Below are 16,153 nucleotides of genomic sequence, written 5' to 3'. Positions count from 1 at the left end.
TCTCCACACTCCAGATAAAAATAAAGAATAATGGATTATTTTACTGCTAATTGTGCATAAGCGCTAGCATGAATAAACACTTATCCACACAAAAGCAAAATAAAAACCAATTAGGTGCGAATAGATATGAAAAAACCAGTAAATATAATAAATCACGCTATCTTTTAGCAATTAGTTATAACTAAACGCTATTTATAATTCATTTTACATTAGAATATCATGCACGCATTAAACATATTATTTGCGTAACCAGGGTGGCTCATGAAAAAACTATTATTAGCAGCAGCAATGCTTGTAAGTACAACATTAACAAGCGTAGCACACGCACAAGAAACAATTAAAGTCGGTATGTCAGGTAACTACTTCCCGTTCACTTTTTCAAAAAATGATCAACTCCAAGGTTTTGAAGTGGATTTATGGAAAGAGATCGCCAAACGTAATGATTCAAAAGTAAAATTCATTACTGTTAATTTTTCCGGCCTATTTGGAATGCTAGAAACAGGTCGTATCGATACGATTTCAAATCAAGTAACCATCACTCCAGCACGCACAGCCAAATATTCATTTAGCCAAACTTACGTGTATGATGGTGCTCAAGTCGTGGTAAGAAAAGGCAATACCGAAATTAATGGTGTTGATGACCTTGCAAACAAAACAGTTGGCGTAAACTTAGGCTCTAATTTTGCTGATTTATTACGCAAATACGATACCAATAACAACATTACCATCAAAACCTACGACACTGGTATCGAACGTGATGTAGCATTAGGTCGTACCGATGCGTTTGTGATGGATCGTTTATCATCACTTGAATTAATTAACAAATCACCATTACCGTTACAACTTGCAGGCCCAACGTTTGAAACTATCGAAAATGCAATGCCATTTTTGAAAACAGAAAAACAAGAAGCACTACGCCTAAAAGTAAATACAACGCTGGATAGCATGCGTGCAGATGGCACTCTAGCTGCAATTTCAGAAAAATGGTTCTCAACGGATATCACTGTAAAATAAATGCAATTTAATCTTGAGTACATGCTAAATCTGTTCCCGATACTGCTTAAGTATTTGGGAACAACCATGCAGATGGCACTGATTGGTGTCTTTTTCGCCCTGATAATAGCCATTGGCTTAGCGGTTGTACGCACGTTCAAAATACCTGTGCTCAATCAATTAGCTATGTTATTTATTTCTTTCTTTCGTGGTACCCCGCTCCTTGTACAGTTATTTTTGCTGTATTACGGTCTGCCGCGAGTATTCCCTATATTGATAAACATGGATGCATTTACCGCATCCGTGATTGGATTAACCCTGCACTTTGCTGCTTACAAAGCTGAAAGTATTCGCGCAGCAATCATGGCGGTGGATAAATCACAGATGGAAGCCTCACTCAGTATCGGAATGACCTCGGGTCAAGCGATGCGCCGTATCGTGCTCCCACAGGCAGCGCGAATAGCGACACCATCATTGATGAATTACTTTATCGATATGATCAAAAGCACATCTTTAGCATTTACGTTAGGTGTTACCGAGATCATGGCGAAAACGCAGATGGAAGCTTCATCAAGTTTTTACTTCTTCGAAAGCTATCTGGCTGTTGCGCTAATTTACTGGGCAGTGGTACTCGTCTTTACCCAAATGCAAGTTCATTTAGAACGTTATCTCAATAAGGCGTATTAGCATGATCAAAGTAGCTAATTTAAGTAAGCATTTTGGTGAGAACGTGGTTTTACGCCAAATTAATTTAGATATCAAAGAAGGTGAGACCACCGTTATTATCGGTCCTTCAGGAACAGGAAAATCAACACTATTACGTTGTTTAAACTTTCTAGAGCAACCAACAACCGCTACTATTACTATTGATGATTTAGTTGTTGATGCCAATAGTGCCACTAAAAAACAAATTACGGAGCTGCGTAAAAAAACCGCCTTTGTGTTCCAAAACTATGCACTGTTTGCCAATAAAACGGCGCTCGAGAACATAACCGAGGGCTTAGTTACCGTCCGAGGTAAGTCGGCTGAAACAGCAAAAGAGGAAGCGCTTACTATCCTTGGTAGTATTGGTTTGAGTGATAAAAAGGATAGCTACCCTTCTTCACTTTCAGGTGGACAGCAACAACGAATCGGCATAGCACGAGCAATGGCAGCACAAAGTAAAGTAATCTTATTTGACGAGCCGACATCAGCATTAGACCCTGAATGGGTGGGTGAAGTTCTCGGATTAATGCGTGAATTGGCCAACCAAAAGCAGACAATGCTAATTGTGACGCACGAAATGCAATTTGCAAAAGAAATCGCAGACCGGGTGATTTTTATGGATCAAGGTCAGATTATTGAACAAGGATCCGCGGATATGATCTTTAATAACCCGCAAGATCCTCGTACTCGTACATTTTTACAGCGAGTAAATCAATAATCAGACATTATAAAGTGGATAAATTAGCAGCGCTGACTTGTTAGTTAGTAAATAGCCTGTATAATTCCCCGCTTGATCCCTTGTGATCAGATTGGAATAACAGCAATTATTAAACCGAATTATAATTTTTATCTATATGGATAGGAATTTAGCCTATTATTTCATGTATCCAATCGCATAATAATCGGTCGAGAATATCGAATTTAAGTAAGATATTGCTATTTTCACGAGGCGAGTATTGATTAATTATTGACTTGTTTTACAAGAATGATTAAAATTCCGCCTCTTTTTGTGTTAGTCAAGTTGACGACCGGTCATTATTTCTTGGCTAACTCAACATAACTGTACAGTTAATTTTATAACGGATAAAGCTATGAAACGTACTTTTCAACCAAGTAACCTTAAGCGTAAACGTTCACACGGTTTCCGCGCACGTAAAGCAACTGTAGGTGGCCGTAAGGTTCTTGCACGTCGCCGTGCAAAAGGTCGTAAGACTTTAAGCGCTTAATTATCAGACGTGATAGATAAGAGCTTTCCTCGGGAGTTACGCTTGTTAACTCCCGAACACTTCAAAAACGTATTCGCAGACCCTGTGCGATCAGCCTCACCTCATATAACTATACTTGCCAAAAATAACTCACTTGGACATCCTCGTCTTGGTTTAGCTGTACCTAAAAAAGCAATTAAACTTGCTGTCGGCCGTAACCGAGTTAAACGTCTATTCAGAGAAAGTTTTCGGACACGCCAACATGATTTTCCTAATGTTGATATCGTGGTTATCGCTAAATCTGGTATTGCAAACTTGGAAAATGCAGAAATCGATGCATTATTGGAGAAGTTATGGCGCAAACTTTGTCGCCGTTGCAATGGTTAGGCACCAAATTAATACGAGGATACCAATTATTCATTAGTCCGATGATTGGACCTCGCTGTCGCTTCACTCCAACGTGTTCTCAATACGCGATAGAATCAATAAAACTCCACGGATTTACAAAAGGTTGTTGGCTCACAGCCAAACGTCTATTAATATGTCATCCTTTTAGTAATAAACATGGTTACGATCCTGTACCAGAACCCAAACAAAGAGATTAATTAGATTATGGAATCCCAACGTAATTTACTTGTCATCGGATTATTGTTTGTCAGCTTTTTGCTATTCACCGAGTGGCAAAATAAAGACAACCCGGTTGCAGTACCAACAACGACTCAAGCGATCAGCAATGGTTTAACTGGCGATATACCAGCAGGCAGTGACTCATCAACTGATGCGCCAAACAGCAAACAATCAAATAACCTGATCACGATTAGCTCAGATGTACTTGAACTGACTATCGATACATTAGGTGGTGATATTGTTCGCGCCGACTTACTTGACCATGCTACAGAATTAGATTCTGAAGAACGTTTCACCTTATTACAAAATGATGCAACAAATGTTTACGTTGCTCAAAGTGGTCTTATTGGCGTAAACGGTCCAGATGCAAATGCAAATGGTCGTCCACAATATACTACGACAGCGAAAAGCTTCACTATTTCAGGTGACACATTAGATATCCCATTATCATATACAGACGAGAATGGAGTTAAATTTACGAAAGTATTTACTCTTACACGCGGTAGTTATGATATTGAAGTTAGCTACAAAGTTAATAACCAATCTGCTAATGCAATTTCGGTGCAAATGTACGGTCAATTAAAACAAAATATTGATCTTGCAGAAGACGAAGGTAGCAGCATGATGATGAAAGCTTATCGTGGTGCAGCACTCGGCACGACAGATAAGCGTTATGAAAAATACGATTTCAGTGATATCAGCGATGCGAACCTAAGCCGTACAACTACAGCTGGTTGGGTTGGTATGTTACAGCATTACTTTGTAACAGCTTGGATCCCTGGCGATAGCCAAAACCATTTCTATAGCTTAAACATTGGTCGTACTGAGTTTACTAAAGGTCAAGCGATCATTGGTTTCAAACAACCAGTTGAAACAGTTGCCGCAAACAGCGAAAAAACTATCTCAGCAAAACTTTGGGTTGGTCCAAAATTACAAGATGAGATGGGAGAGTTAGTTGAAGGCCTTGACCTAACTGTTGATTACAGCTGGTTGTGGTTTATTGCACAACCGCTATTTAAATTACTTCAGTTCTTCCATGGTTTAGTTGGTAACTGGGGTATTGCCGTAATCATGATCACGTTTACCGTGCGTGGTGCAATGTATCCGCTAACTAAAGCGCAATACACGTCAATGGCAAAAATGCGTTTACTTCAACCAAAACTGACTGCATTACGTGAAAAATGTGGCGACGACAAACAAAAAATGTCGCAATCAATGATGGCATTGTATAAAGAAGAGAAAGTAAATCCATTAGGTGGTTGTTTCCCAATGATCATCCAAATGCCTATTTTCATCTCACTATACTGGGCATTAATGGAAAGTGTTGAATTACGTCACGCACCATTCGCATTATGGATTAATGATTTATCAGCACAAGACCCATACTACGTATTACCGCTATTAATGGGTGTTACTATGTACATGATCCAAAAAATGTCACCGACACAAGTTCAGGATCCAATGCAGCAGAAAGTAATGCAGTTTATGCCTGTTATGTTTACTTTCTTCTTCTTGTGGTTCCCTGCAGGACTAGTTCTATACTGGTTAATGAGTAACGTAGTTACAATTATTCAACAAACTATTATTTTCCGCTCACTGGAAAAACAAGGTTTGCATAGCAAGAAATAAACTTGCTAATCTTATCAAGGCGGCCCTTGTGCCGCCTTTTTTCATCTCAAAAACCTACTATCTTCGGGTAATAACATGCTAACTAATGAAACAATCATTGCACAAGCCACACCGCCAGGACGAGGTGGTGTTGGTATTATTCGTATCTCTGGGCCAAAAACAGAGTTAGTCGCACAAACTATTTTAAATAAAATTCCAACGGTGCGTAAAGCCGATTACTTATCTTTCCTGGATGAAGAACAACAAACAATTGACCAAGGTATTGCCATCTTGTTCAAAGCACCAAATTCATTTACCGGTGAAGATGTTTTAGAGTTACAGGGTCATGGTGGTCCCGTGATAATGGATATGCTGATGCGTCGTATTCTTAAAATAGACGGAATTAGAATGGCCCGTCCAGGTGAATTCTCTGAGCGTGCATTCCTCAATGACAAAATGGATTTAACCCAAGCAGAAGCAATTGCAGATCTAATTGATGCAACCTCTGAACGAGCTGTAAAATCAGCAATGAACTCACTACAAGGTGAGTTCTCGAAAAAGATTAATACCCTAACCGAAAGTTTAATTCACTTACGTATTTATGTTGAAGCGTCGATTGATTTTCCTGAAGAAGAAGTCGACTTCCTTGCTGACGGTAAAATAGCTCAAGCATTATATAAAATCATTGATAACCTTACCGCAGTACAAAAAGAAGCAAAACAAGGTAGCATTATTCGCGAAGGCATGAAGGTCGTGATAGCTGGTCGTCCTAACGCCGGTAAATCAAGTTTGCTAAATGCATTAGCAGGTAAAGAGTCCGCTATCGTCACCGACATCGCAGGTACAACACGCGACGTATTACGCGAACATATCCATATCGATGGCATGCCATTACATATTATTGATACCGCGGGTTTACGCGAGAGCCCGGATCGTGTTGAACAAATCGGTATTGAACGTGCTTGGGAAGAGATCAATAACGCGGATCAAGTATTATTCATGGTCGATGGTACAACCACAGACGCAACGGATCCTGCCGAAATCTGGCCCGATTTCATTGATCGTCTACCTTCGTCGATCGGCCTTACCGTGATTAGAAATAAAATGGATCTAACCGGTGAAACCTTAATAACAGGTGACGATCATGGTCACCCTGTTTTTAAAATATCAGCAAAAGAACAGCTAGGTTTAGACGAATTAAAGACCCATTTAAAAGAATGTATGGGTTATCAAAGTAATACTGAAGGTGGCTTTATAGCTCGACGTCGCCACTTAGATGCGATAGAGAAAGCCTATGAGCATCTACAGGTAGGTAAACTCCAACTTGAAGTTTACATGGCTGGAGAGCTGCTAGCTGAAGAGTTACGCTTAGCGCAAGAGCAACTTTCAGAAATCACTGGCGAGTTCACTTCAGATGATCTTCTTGGTCGTATCTTTACCTCATTCTGTATCGGCAAATAAAAATAAAAGTGATGATCCTAATTGGGATCATCACTTTATCCACAACATCACAATTTACCATTGAAGTAAGATCATGATGCCCACACCCAACACACTTCAGCAACGATTCAACAGATCCTTATTACAAAGCCATCCACAGAGTTACCCACAACTTAACCCCGCAGAATAACAACAATAATAACAACTAAAACTGTAAATATAGTGACTTTGTAAAGCATTTTTTTAGACCTTAAAAATGAGTTTTAGTCGATTAAAAGTTCGACTTTATACCCCGGCAATACAAACTTTAATATCTAACTTATGCTCGATACAAAACTCACAGGCTTGCTGCTGAGAGATATATCCCTGCGCTAATAGCAAGTTAATTTCACTGTATAAGTTAGCCTCTTCTAATAGCTTACCAGGCCCCGTGTGCTCTATAACAGAGCTGGATTCAACCTGTTCATATAACGCTTTAACCACAGGTCCAGGTAACTGCCAAGATTGTGCTATCAGTGCAGACAAGCGCAATGAATGCTTAGTCATCATTTGACGGAATAACTTGGAGTTTGGTCTAAACTGTGGATCACTCATATTCATCTCATCCACAATCAATTTAAACAATGCAATTTTACCCACATCATGGATCAAACCAATGAAATATGCTAAATCAGGATCACCTCCCCTACTCTTCGCCAGATTTTTTGCCCACAAGGCAGTCGTTAGCGAATGTTGCCATAAATACTGACCAAACAACTTAAAATAGATCGGCTTTATTTCGGTTATATTTTGCATAACGATCGTCAATACAATCGACTTAATTTGCAAACCTCCTAAACGAACAACGGCCTCTTGTAAACTTGTCACTTCTTGAGAGCCTAATTGAAAGTGCGCAGAGTTGACTAACTTAATAACATCCGCAGCCAGAGCAGGATCTTGCGTAATCAAGGCTGCCAATTGCTGTGCAGTATAATTATCGCTGTCAATTAAGCTTGATACTTTATGTAATACCACAGGTAACCTTACTACATTCAAAGCAATGTTTTCAGGGTGCCCTACACTTGCTTCAACTTTAAGCAAAATACTTTTTTCTAATGGGTTCAAGCCCAAATTAACCTCTGTATTCACTTCCTGATTATTAAACAATAAATCATAAAAAAGAGAACTAGTGTCAATTATCTCATCCCTCACACCGACATCAGGTATACTGACTTTAGGTGTCGCAACATTATTAATGACAGGTTTAGTGGGGTTTATTCTTACTTTTCCTATCGCGTTAGAGTTCCCAAATACATTAAAAAAACGTTGAAATAATGAAGCCATAAGCGCCTTAATCAGCAATAAATAAAATAATTATAATTGATGATATTTTACAATAGAACTATCGTAATAAACCATAAAATAAGAGGAAAACATGTATACATTTGAAATTATTGTCGGCACGACGCTGGGATCTGCAGAATATGTAGCTGATCATTTAGCTGAGAAACTTGTTGATCAAGGTTTTCAAGCCAACATACACCTAGATCCTCAGCTAAAGGATTTACCGATCAACAAAAACAACCCCTGGATCATCTGCACATCAACCCACGGAGCTGGTGATTACCCAGAAAACATAGCCCCGTTCGCACAACAGCTAGCACAAAAAAATCCCGATTTAAGCTCGATAAAATACAGTGTGATCGCACTAGGCTCTAAATCTTATGATCAATTTTGCAATGCTGGACACATGATCGATCGTCAATTAACACTGTTAAATGCCAAAAAAGTGGCGATCGCTCTCGAAATTTGCACGCTGGAAACGCCGATCCCTGAAGATTCGATCGACATATGGTTCCCTGAATGGTCTAAAAAATGGCTATAATATAACCATGATCGTGTTTTTTTATTTTTATTTTCTGTGGATAACTATAGATCTTTCTTGTGATCAACCTATAGTTATCCTTGTAGAATAAATCAGTGCGCCCATGAGCTGTGTATAACTAGGCTATTTACACCCAACTTATACGTAACAAGCCCAAGCCTTACTAACAGCAAGTGATCGCAGCTAAACACATGATCTTTCTAGATCAAAGAGGGTTATCAACAGATCAAGCCTCCCTTAATAATAGATCTAATAAGATCTCTTATAAGATCTTAAGATCAACAGTTAGATCTAAATTAAAAATATATTTAAGATCATTTGCATCTGTTAGAGAAAACCGTAAACTGTGCCGCTCTGAATATATCCGCCAAATAAAACCGAGGTGATACATGGCATACCATGAACAATTTGAAGTTATCGTCGTAGGTGGCGGACATGCTGGAACAGAAGCTGCCGCTGCTGCTGCTCGTATGGGACGAAATACATTATTATTAACCCATAACATCGATACGCTTGGACATATGTCATGTAATCCAGCCATCGGTGGTATTGGTAAAGGTCACTTGGTTAAAGAAATTGATGCACTTGGCGGCATTATGGGTCAAGCCACTGACCTTGGTGGTATCCAATTTAGAACATTAAATTCAAGTAAAGGTCCCGCAGTTCGAGCAACACGTGCACAAGCGGATCGTTTATTGTATAAATCAGCAGTACGCCAAAAACTTGAAAATCAGCAAAACTTAACTATATTCCAACAGTCTGTTGATGATCTTATTATTGAAAACGATCGTGTTGTTGGTGTAGTAACGCAAGCAGGACTTAAGTTTAAAGCGAAATCAGTGGTATTGACGGTTGGTACATTCCTTGATGGACTTATCCACATAGGTTTACAGAACTATGCAGGTGGCCGAGCTGGTGATCCTGCATCCGTTTCGTTAGCTGCACGTTTACGTGAATTACCTATCCGTACTGGTCGTTTGAAAACGGGCACCCCGCCTCGGATTGATGGTCGTACAATTGATTTCTCTGTGATGGAAGAACAACACGGTGATGCACCTACACCGGTATTTTCTTTCATTGGTAGTCGTAAAGATCATCCACAACAGATACCTTGTTACATTACTCATACTAATAATAAGACCCATGATGTGATCCGTAGTGGTATGGATCGTAGCCCAATGTACACCGGTGTGATCGAAGGCATAGGACCACGTTATTGTCCATCGATCGAAGATAAGATCACTCGATTTGCAGATAAAGAATCGCATCAGATTTTTATCGAACCTGAAGGCTTAACAACACATGAAGTTTACCCTAACGGCATCTCAACAAGTTTACCGTATGATGTACAAGTCGATCTTGTTCGTTCGATCCACGGTTTAGAGAATGCCCATATTACTCGCCCTGGTTATGCGATCGAGTATGATTACTTCGATCCACGTGATCTTAAGTTGACGTTAGAAAGTAAATTTATCGAAGGCTTGTTCTTAGCGGGTCAAATTAACGGTACTACAGGTTATGAAGAAGCTGCGGCACAAGGTCTACTTGCTGGTTTAAATGCAGCACGCACAGCACGAGAAGAAGATACATGGCATCCACGCCGTGATCAGGCTTACTTGGGTGTATTAATCGACGATCTTGCAACATTAGGGACCAAAGAACCGTACCGTATGTTTACCAGTCGTGCTGAATACCGCTTATTGCTGCGTGAAGATAACGCGGATGCACGTTTAACGGAGCAAGGTCGTGAACTCGGTTTAGTTGATGATCATCGCTGGCAAGTGTTTAACGAGAAAATGGAAGCCATTGAACTGGAGCAACAACGTTTACGCTCTACTTGGATCAATCCGAATAAAGAATTTGCGGATAAGATCAATGCATTACTGGCTAAACCACTTTCACGTGAACATACATTGGAAGATCTTGTTCGTCGTCCTGAAGTCACCTATGCTGCCTTGATGACAATTGAAGAGCTGGGTCCTAAACTAGAACATGAATCTGCTGCAGAACAAGTTGAAATTACAATTAAATATGAAGGTTATATTAACCGTCAGAAAACTGAGATTGAAAAGCAACTGCGTCATGAAAATACTTTGTTGCCAACGGATTTAGATTACGCAAAAATTAAAGGTCTTTCTAATGAGGTTGTTGCTAAGTTAATCGAAGTTAAACCACAAACTATTGGCATGGCATCTCGTATTTCAGGTATCACACCTGCTGCGATTTCAATTCTCTTAATATATTTGAAAAAACAAAATCTACTCAATAAATAAATAATGAGTACAGCAGCCACCGTTAACGCATTTATCGGTGGCTATATAACTGCATTTTTGACATCATTCCCTAATTCGCAATGCTACTATTTAACTAAGGTGCCTCTACCTTACTTAGTAGATTGTCTTTTTCTTTTTTTCTACGATTTAATATTAACTTAAATAATCGCGTTTTACCGGAGTAAATCTACGTATGATCAACCGCCTCGAAGCATTATTAGCGCAAACCTCTTTGGTTGTTACTGATATCCAAAAACAGCAATTAGTGGCATTAGTGGCTTTATTACACAAGTGGAATAAAGCATACAATCTAACTTCGGTACGTGATCCAGATGAAATGTTAGTAAAACATATCATGGACAGTCTTGTCGTGAGCCCATATTTAGAAGGTGAACGTTTTATTGATGTTGGTACTGGCCCTGGCTTACCGGGTTTACCGCTAGCAATCATGAATCCTGACAAAGAATTTGTGTTACTTGATAGTTTAGGTAAACGAATTCGTTTTATTACCCAAGCTGTACACGAATTAAAATTAGCCAACGTCACACCTGTGCAATCTCGTGTCGAAGAGTATCACCCAGAAATTAAATTTGATGGGGTATTAAGTCGTGCGTTTGCTTCACTAGAAGATATGTTACATTGGTGTAAGCACCTACCAAAACCAGATGGATTGTTTTATGCGTTGAAAGGGGTAAAACCAACGGGTGAAATTAAAACATTGAATACTAAATTTAAACTGGAAGTTGCACATAAACTAACAGTGCCAGAGTTAGAGGGCGAACGTCATCTAATCGTCATGTCTGAGATTAAATAATAGGGAACATTTGTGGGCAAAATCATAGCAATAGCTAACCAAAAAGGTGGCGTAGGAAAAACAACTACTTGTGTCAATTTAGCAGCCTCAATGTCGGCGACTAAACGTAAGGTATTGCTGATTGATCTTGATCCACAAGGTAATGCTACCATGGGCAGTGGTGTCGACAAATATAGCGTCGAGTATTCTGCCTATGATTTATTGGTTGATGAGAAATCTGTAAAAGAAGTCGTGGTTACTGAAACGTCGGGTAAATATCATCTGATTGCAGCTAACCAAGATGTCACTGCGGCAGAGATTAAGTTAATGGCATTCTTTGCCCGCGAATTACGGTTAAAGAATGCATTAGTGGCGGTGAAAGACTATTACGATTATATTTTTATTGATTGTCCGCCATCGCTAAACTTATTAACAATTAATGCTATGGCTGCTGCTGACTCAATTATAGTGCCAATGCAATGTGAATATTATGCGCTAGAAGGACTAACCGCATTGATGGATACCACCAGTAAATTATCCGCCGCTGTGAATCCTGAGTTAAAAATCGAAGGCATACTGCGTACTATGTATGACCCACGTAACCGATTAGCATCTGACGTCTCCGAACAACTAAAGCAACATTTCGGGGATAAAGTCTATCGCACGGTGATCCCGCGTAATGTTCGCTTAGCTGAAGCGCCGAGTTTTGGTGCGCCTGCCATGTATTATGATAAATCATCTAACGGGGCTAAAGCGTATTTAGCGCTCGCAGGTGAAATTATTCGTCGTCAAGAATTAGCTGATGAACAGAGCGAACAGACAAAGGAACAAGCATGAACGCGAAAAAACGAGGGTTAGGTAAAGGTCTGGATGCTTTGCTCGGTACCAGTGCCATTGCAAGAACCAAAGAACAAGCTGAAGATGATTTACCGCAATCGATACTAACCGTTGAGAGTGAATTCAAAAAATTACCGATTGAATGGTTGTATCCAGGTAAGTATCAACCACGTAAAGACATGGCTACGGATGCATTAGATGAATTAGCAGCATCAATTACAGCACAAGGTATTATCCAACCTATCGTGGTGCGTGAATTGAGCGCGCAAAAATTTGAAATTATTGCTGGCGAACGTCGCTGGCGAGCTGCACAATTAGCGGGTTTAAGTAAAGTCCCTTGTATTATCAAAGATGTGGCTGACGAAGCGGTTATGGCGATGTCTCTGATTGAAAATATTCAACGTGAAGACTTAAATGCAATGGAAGAATCAACTGCATTACAGCGTTTAATCGAAGAGTTTTCGTTAACCCATCAACAGGTCGCTGATGCGGTGGGTAAATCACGCGCTTCAGTCTCTAATTTATTACGCTTAAATAGCTTAAATAGCGACGTTAAAATATTACTTGAGCATGGTGATATTGAAATGGGTCATGCCCGAGCATTATTGGCACTTGAAGGTGAACTGCAATCACAAGCGGCAAGCAATATTGCCCAGCGAGGTTTAACGGTTCGAGATACCGAAAAATTGGTGCGAAAGCTACTTGAACCTAAAGCTGAAATAAGCCCAATAAAGGTGAAAGATCCCGATGTTGTTAACCTAGAATATCGCTTATCTGAACGATTAAAAGCCAAAGTTATCATAAAACAAGGTGCAAATGGCTGTGGGAAGTTAACAATTGACTATACTAGCCTTGCTGAATTGGATGATATAGTTTCAACTTTGGGTTAAATTTTAACCTTGGGGTGATAAAGATCAAATTAAGTTAATATTTTTTAAAGTTCAGTTATGAGTCAATAAATATTATTTAGCTCAGTAAGATACGCTTTTCTTTACAATAATCTTCACTTGAAATATCAAAGGTTTATATTTTACCCGATGTCAAAATAACTTTATTTCATAATAACTGCGTTGTATAGAATTTAATATTATAAGGGTGGTACTCATTAGTGGGTAACACCTGTCATATCTCATTTTTCAGAATATTCTACTTAGCTTTCCTTATCTGGCTTGCAATGAGTTGCATTAGCACCACTTCAACGTATAATTTATCCTGCTTTTAGAAGCGTTTTTATATATTTTTTTTGAATGCTTCAAAAAGATTGTTTTAGGGGTTTATTGTGTCAAATAAATTAGCAATGAATGCGTTCAGTCAAGCTATTAAATTGATTGTGTTTCAGGTGCTATTAGTGGCCGTTTGCGCATTAACCTTTTTGCTTATTGATGGTGAGCTTTCAGCTCGCTCTGCACTCTTTGGTGGCATTATTTATGTCTTGCCAAATTACATCTTTACCCGTTTGGCTTTCCGGTTTATGGGCGCCAGACAGATTAAAGATGTTGTAGCATCATTTGCATTAGGTGAATCGCTAAAATTGGTACTGACAGTTGTGTTCTTTATTGCGGTATTAGGTTTCGTTAAGGTGAATTATCTTCCTCTTTACGTGACGTTCTCATTAGCAATTGGCTCACAATTATTTGCTCCTTATTTTATGAACAAAAAACTGGGATGAAAAATGTCTGCAACAGGTGAAGCACTAACGTCGACCCAATATATCCAACATCACTTAACTAATTTAGCGGTTGGTGAAGGATTTTGGACTTGGCACCTAGACACACTTTTCGTAACTCTCGCTTTAGGAATTTTATTCTTAGGGACATTCTATCGAGTTGGTCAGAAAGCGACAACGGGCGTACCAGGCAAGTTTCAATGTTTTGTTGAAATGAGTATCGAGTTCGTTAACGACATCGTGAAAGAATCTTTTCATGGTCGTAACGCGTTAATTGCACCGCTGTCATTAACTATCTTTATGATGGTTATTCTGATGAATACAATGGATTTGGTTCCTGTGGATTTCATTCCTGAAGCCGCAAAAGCAATGGGAATTGACTACATGAAAGTTGTTCCAACAACAGACTTAAATACGACATTTGCTATGTCATTAAGTATTTTTGCGCTTATTGTTGGTTTCAGCATCAAGGTTAAAGGTGTCAAAGGGTTCACTCGTGAACTGACTATGAACCCATTTAACCACTGGTTATTTATTCCTTTTAACTTTGCACTGGAAATGGTTACTTTACTGGCTAAGCCTATTTCATTAGCGCTTCGTTTGTTTGGTAACATGTACGCAGGTGAGCTGATCTTTATTTTGATCGCGCTTATGCCTTGGTACCTTCAGTGGGGACTAAGTGTGCCATGGGCGATTTTCCATATTTTGGTAATCGTTCTACAAGGGTTTATCTTCATGATGCTGTCTATGGTTTATCTAAGCAGTGCATGTGAAGATCATTAATTTATAAACACAAATTTTAATTAAAATTTTTTATCTTATTTGGAGAATAAAATGGAAATTGTATCAGCTACTATCTTCGCTGTTGCTATCTTACTAGGTTTTGCTGCATTCGGTACAGCAATCGGTTTCGCTATCTTAGGCGGTAAATTCCTAGAGTCTTCTGCTCGTCAACCAGAGATGGCGCCAGCACTACAAACTAAAATGTTCATCGTTGCTGGTCTTCTTGATGCGATCTCTATGATTGCAGTTGGTATCGCACTATTCCTATTATTCGCGAACCCATTCATCGCTTAATCAGCTTTTGGTCCACTACTAACCAAGGAGGTTCGTTGTGAATATCAACGCAACTCTTTTAGGCCAAGCGATTTCGTTTACGTTATTCGTACTATTTTGTATGAAATATGTATGGCCACCACTGATTGCGGCTATCGAAGAACGTCAACAGAAAATTGCCGATGGTCTTGCAAGTGCGGATAAAGCTGCTAAAGATTTGAAGCTAGCGGAAGCTAAAGCAACAGATCAATTGAAGGATGCTAAAGCGCAAGCGGCAGATATCATTGATGCAGCAAACAAGCGTAAAGCTCAAATTGTCGATGAAGCTAAAGAAGAAGCAAATGCGGAGCGAGCTAAAATTCTTGCTCAAGCGGAAGCTGAAGTTGAAGCTGAACGTAATCGTCTAAAAGAAGAGTTACGCAAACAAGTAGCTGGTTTAGCTATTGCCGGTGCTGAAAAAATTATCGAACGTTCTATTGATGCCGCTGCTAACAGTGACATCGTAGACAAAATCGTTGCAGAACTTTAACAACTGGGGGGCTTATGTCTGATTTGACTACTATTGCTCGTCCATATGCTAAAGCTGCATTTGATTTTGCCGTTAAGGAACAGGCTATTGATAAATGGCAAGAAATGTTAGCGTTTACAGCTGAAATAGCGGTAAATAAAGATATTTCTACATTATTAAATGGTGCTGTAAGTGCACACGCTATTGCTGATATCTTTATCAACGTAGCTGATGAGCAACTTAACGAATCAGGTCAAAACTTTATTAAAGTATTGGCCGAGAACGCTCGTTTAAGCGCATTACCAAACATTGTTACTTTATTTGCATACTATAAAGCGGAACATGAGAAATCTGTTGAAGCTGATGTTACTTCTGCAATGCCATTAACGGCAGAGCAAGAAGCAAATATTGTAATCGCGTTGGAAAAACGTTTAGCACGCAAAGTTAAGTTAAATTGCAACGTTGATAACAGATTAATTGGTGGTTTGATGATTCAGACTGGTGATTTAGTTATTGATGGCTCTGTACGCGGTAAGTTAAATAAACTTGCGGAAGCGCTACAATCGTAATTGGGGAAT

The 16,153-nt window shown here is 39.3% G+C and carries 19 protein-coding genes; 18 read left to right on the top strand and 1 reads right to left on the bottom strand.

All coding sequences use genetic code 11. From position 1 onward, the window contains the following. Nucleotides 1–261: 261 nt before the first annotated feature. The 8 genes from HWV01_RS22345 to mnmE all read left to right on the top strand — a co-directional run bounded on the left by HWV01_RS22345 (nucleotide 262) and on the right by mnmE (nucleotide 6,599). Nucleotides 262–1,014 carry an amino acid ABC transporter substrate-binding protein gene (locus HWV01_RS22345; RefSeq protein WP_211673532.1) on the top strand — a complete coding sequence of 251 codons (753 nt, stop codon included), beginning with the start codon at nucleotides 262–264 and terminating at the stop codon, nucleotides 1,012–1,014. Nucleotides 1,015–1,080: 66 nt separating this feature from the next. Next, a complete protein-coding gene (locus HWV01_RS22340) occupies nucleotides 1,081–1,680 on the top strand; it encodes an amino acid ABC transporter permease (protein WP_249185406.1) in 600 nt (199 codons plus the stop codon). Between the two features lies 1 nt (nucleotide 1,681). Then, nucleotides 1,682–2,416, top strand: a complete 735-nt coding sequence (locus tag HWV01_RS22335) for an amino acid ABC transporter ATP-binding protein (RefSeq protein ID WP_211673531.1) — start codon at nucleotides 1,682–1,684, stop codon at nucleotides 2,414–2,416. A gap of 373 nt (nucleotides 2,417–2,789) precedes the next feature. Then, complete coding sequence (gene rpmH / locus HWV01_RS22330; protein ID WP_006034071.1) at nucleotides 2,790–2,924, top strand: 50S ribosomal protein L34; 135 nt, start codon at nucleotides 2,790–2,792, stop codon at nucleotides 2,922–2,924. A 42-nt stretch (nucleotides 2,925–2,966) separates the two neighbouring features. Continuing rightward, nucleotides 2,967–3,290, top strand: a complete 324-nt coding sequence (gene rnpA / locus HWV01_RS22325) for a ribonuclease P protein component (protein ID WP_045112339.1) — start codon at nucleotides 2,967–2,969, stop codon at nucleotides 3,288–3,290. Beyond that, complete coding sequence (gene yidD, locus HWV01_RS22320) at nucleotides 3,257–3,508, top strand: membrane protein insertion efficiency factor YidD (protein WP_075472414.1); 252 nt, start codon at nucleotides 3,257–3,259, stop codon at nucleotides 3,506–3,508. Before rnpA ends, yidD begins: the two co-directional genes overlap by 34 nt. 7 nt (nucleotides 3,509–3,515) lie before the next feature. Then, nucleotides 3,516–5,159: a membrane protein insertase YidC gene (gene yidC / locus HWV01_RS22315; RefSeq protein ID WP_211673530.1), complete on the top strand. Its 1,644-nt coding sequence runs from the start codon at nucleotides 3,516–3,518 to the stop codon at nucleotides 5,157–5,159. Between the two features lie 75 nt (nucleotides 5,160–5,234). Beyond that, nucleotides 5,235–6,599, top strand: a complete 1,365-nt coding sequence (gene mnmE, locus HWV01_RS22310; RefSeq protein ID WP_211673529.1) for a tRNA uridine-5-carboxymethylaminomethyl(34) synthesis GTPase MnmE — start codon at nucleotides 5,235–5,237, stop codon at nucleotides 6,597–6,599. Between the two features lie 264 nt (nucleotides 6,600–6,863). Here mnmE and HWV01_RS22305 read toward each other — a convergent pair whose 3' ends face one another. Beyond that, nucleotides 6,864–7,901, bottom strand: coding sequence for an HDOD domain-containing protein (locus tag HWV01_RS22305; protein ID WP_211673528.1), 1,038 nt, complete (start codon nucleotides 7,899–7,901; stop codon nucleotides 6,864–6,866). A gap of 91 nt (nucleotides 7,902–7,992) precedes the next feature. Here HWV01_RS22305 and mioC point away from each other — a divergent pair, with 91 nt between their 5' ends. The 10 genes from mioC to atpH all read left to right on the top strand — a co-directional run bounded on the left by mioC (nucleotide 7,993) and on the right by atpH (nucleotide 16,144). Next, nucleotides 7,993–8,442 (top strand): FMN-binding protein MioC, encoded by a 450-nt coding sequence (gene mioC / locus HWV01_RS22300; RefSeq protein WP_211673527.1) that lies wholly within the window; start codon nucleotides 7,993–7,995, stop codon nucleotides 8,440–8,442. A 389-nt stretch (nucleotides 8,443–8,831) separates the two neighbouring features. Continuing rightward, nucleotides 8,832–10,715, top strand: a complete 1,884-nt coding sequence (gene mnmG, locus HWV01_RS22295; protein WP_211673526.1) for a tRNA uridine-5-carboxymethylaminomethyl(34) synthesis enzyme MnmG — start codon at nucleotides 8,832–8,834, stop codon at nucleotides 10,713–10,715. A gap of 193 nt (nucleotides 10,716–10,908) precedes the next feature. Then, nucleotides 10,909–11,529: a 16S rRNA (guanine(527)-N(7))-methyltransferase RsmG gene (rsmG, locus tag HWV01_RS22290; protein WP_211673525.1), complete on the top strand. Its 621-nt coding sequence runs from the start codon at nucleotides 10,909–10,911 to the stop codon at nucleotides 11,527–11,529. A 12-nt stretch (nucleotides 11,530–11,541) separates the two neighbouring features. After that, nucleotides 11,542–12,345, top strand: coding sequence for a ParA family protein (locus HWV01_RS22285; RefSeq protein WP_211673524.1), 804 nt, complete (start codon nucleotides 11,542–11,544; stop codon nucleotides 12,343–12,345). Beyond that, nucleotides 12,342–13,235, top strand: coding sequence for a ParB/RepB/Spo0J family partition protein (locus HWV01_RS22280; RefSeq protein ID WP_211673523.1), 894 nt, complete (start codon nucleotides 12,342–12,344; stop codon nucleotides 13,233–13,235). Before HWV01_RS22285 ends, HWV01_RS22280 begins: the two co-directional genes overlap by 4 nt. A gap of 389 nt (nucleotides 13,236–13,624) precedes the next feature. After that, a complete protein-coding gene (locus tag HWV01_RS22275; protein ID WP_211673522.1) occupies nucleotides 13,625–14,014 on the top strand; it encodes an ATP synthase subunit I in 390 nt (129 codons plus the stop codon). Nucleotides 14,015–14,017: 3 nt separating this feature from the next. Next, a complete protein-coding gene (gene atpB / locus HWV01_RS22270; RefSeq protein WP_211673521.1) occupies nucleotides 14,018–14,794 on the top strand; it encodes a F0F1 ATP synthase subunit A in 777 nt (258 codons plus the stop codon). A gap of 51 nt (nucleotides 14,795–14,845) precedes the next feature. Beyond that, complete coding sequence (gene atpE, locus HWV01_RS22265) at nucleotides 14,846–15,088, top strand: F0F1 ATP synthase subunit C (RefSeq protein ID WP_006034084.1); 243 nt, start codon at nucleotides 14,846–14,848, stop codon at nucleotides 15,086–15,088. 37 nt (nucleotides 15,089–15,125) lie between these two features. Continuing rightward, complete coding sequence (gene atpF / locus HWV01_RS22260; protein WP_211673520.1) at nucleotides 15,126–15,596, top strand: F0F1 ATP synthase subunit B; 471 nt, start codon at nucleotides 15,126–15,128, stop codon at nucleotides 15,594–15,596. A gap of 14 nt (nucleotides 15,597–15,610) precedes the next feature. After that, nucleotides 15,611–16,144 (top strand): F0F1 ATP synthase subunit delta, encoded by a 534-nt coding sequence (atpH, locus tag HWV01_RS22255; RefSeq protein ID WP_211673519.1) that lies wholly within the window; start codon nucleotides 15,611–15,613, stop codon nucleotides 16,142–16,144. The last annotated feature ends 9 nt before the right edge of the window (nucleotides 16,145–16,153 follow it).

The sequence above is a fragment of the Moritella sp. 5 genome (assembly GCF_018219455.1).
Taxonomy (GTDB): domain Bacteria; phylum Pseudomonadota; class Gammaproteobacteria; order Enterobacterales; family Moritellaceae; genus Moritella.
This window is presented reverse-complemented; position numbering and strand designations above follow the sequence as displayed.

What these genes read in the sequence shown, in the direction of transcription:
- mioC (WP_211673527.1), top strand. Translation starts at nt 7,993, where the DNA reads ATGTATACATTTGAAATTATTGTCGGCACGACGCTGGGATCTGCAGAA.
- yidC (WP_211673530.1), top strand. Translation starts at nt 3,516, where the DNA reads ATGGAATCCCAACGTAATTTACTTGTCATCGGATTATTGTTTGTCAGC.
- rsmG (WP_211673525.1), top strand. Translation starts at nt 10,909, where the DNA reads ATGATCAACCGCCTCGAAGCATTATTAGCGCAAACCTCTTTGGTTGTT.
- mnmE (WP_211673529.1), top strand. Translation starts at nt 5,235, where the DNA reads ATGCTAACTAATGAAACAATCATTGCACAAGCCACACCGCCAGGACGA.
- atpE (WP_006034084.1), top strand. Translation starts at nt 14,846, where the DNA reads ATGGAAATTGTATCAGCTACTATCTTCGCTGTTGCTATCTTACTAGGT.
- atpH (WP_211673519.1), top strand. Translation starts at nt 15,611, where the DNA reads ATGTCTGATTTGACTACTATTGCTCGTCCATATGCTAAAGCTGCATTT.
- HWV01_RS22340 (WP_249185406.1), top strand. Translation starts at nt 1,081, where the DNA reads ATGCAGATGGCACTGATTGGTGTCTTTTTCGCCCTGATAATAGCCATT.
- HWV01_RS22280 (WP_211673523.1), top strand. Translation starts at nt 12,342, where the DNA reads ATGAACGCGAAAAAACGAGGGTTAGGTAAAGGTCTGGATGCTTTGCTC.
- HWV01_RS22345 (WP_211673532.1), top strand. Translation starts at nt 262, where the DNA reads ATGAAAAAACTATTATTAGCAGCAGCAATGCTTGTAAGTACAACATTA.
- mnmG (WP_211673526.1), top strand. Translation starts at nt 8,832, where the DNA reads ATGGCATACCATGAACAATTTGAAGTTATCGTCGTAGGTGGCGGACAT.
- atpB (WP_211673521.1), top strand. Translation starts at nt 14,018, where the DNA reads ATGTCTGCAACAGGTGAAGCACTAACGTCGACCCAATATATCCAACAT.
- HWV01_RS22335 (WP_211673531.1), top strand. Translation starts at nt 1,682, where the DNA reads ATGATCAAAGTAGCTAATTTAAGTAAGCATTTTGGTGAGAACGTGGTT.
- rpmH (WP_006034071.1), top strand. Translation starts at nt 2,790, where the DNA reads ATGAAACGTACTTTTCAACCAAGTAACCTTAAGCGTAAACGTTCACAC.
- yidD (WP_075472414.1), top strand. Translation starts at nt 3,257, where the DNA reads ATGGCGCAAACTTTGTCGCCGTTGCAATGGTTAGGCACCAAATTAATA.
- HWV01_RS22305 (WP_211673528.1), bottom strand. Translation starts at nt 7,901, where the DNA reads ATGGCTTCATTATTTCAACGTTTTTTTAATGTATTTGGGAACTCTAAC.